The 441-nt window shown below is 70.7% G+C and carries 1 pseudogene; it reads right to left on the bottom strand.

Annotated features, from left to right (window positions below):
* Positions 1-96: 96 nt before the first annotated feature.
* Positions 97-441: pseudogene (locus G3I78_RS52610) on the bottom strand (IS481 family transposase); the annotation flags it as partial.

Genomic DNA, 441 nt, shown 5'->3' with positions numbered 1-441 from the left:
CCCGCCCCGGGACCTCGACGGCGATCAATCCCGGATCCCGCGACGATCGGCATCGAGGAGCGCGTCCGCCCGTCGTCGGACGCCGAGCTTGCGGTAGGGCCGGGTTCGCCGGTGCTTGATCCCCAGCTTTGGGCAAGCGTCGCGCCACGTGTGGGAGCGGTAGGCCGACCTGTTGTCGGACAGCACCTGCCGAGCGTGCACCCCGCGTGCGGCGAGTGACCCCGAGATGATCAGGCTCGTAGCGGCGCGATGGCTCGCCGGTGACCCGATCGATCCGGGTAAGCCGGTCGATCCGGCACCGAACCAGCACCGCATGGACCGTGGAGGCAGGCATGCCCAGGCGACCGGCGATCTGGACCGGTCCCAACCGGTGTCGCCACCGCAGCCGCACGACCTGCTCGACCAGATGTTGCGGGGTGCGGATCGGGCTGTGGTGCGGAC

Source organism: Streptomyces sp. SID13726, assembly GCF_010548375.1.
Lineage (GTDB): Bacteria > Actinomycetota > Actinomycetes > Streptomycetales > Streptomycetaceae > Streptomyces.
The sequence above is the reverse complement of the archived record's forward strand: the minus strand, read 5'-3'. Positions and strand labels throughout refer to the sequence as shown.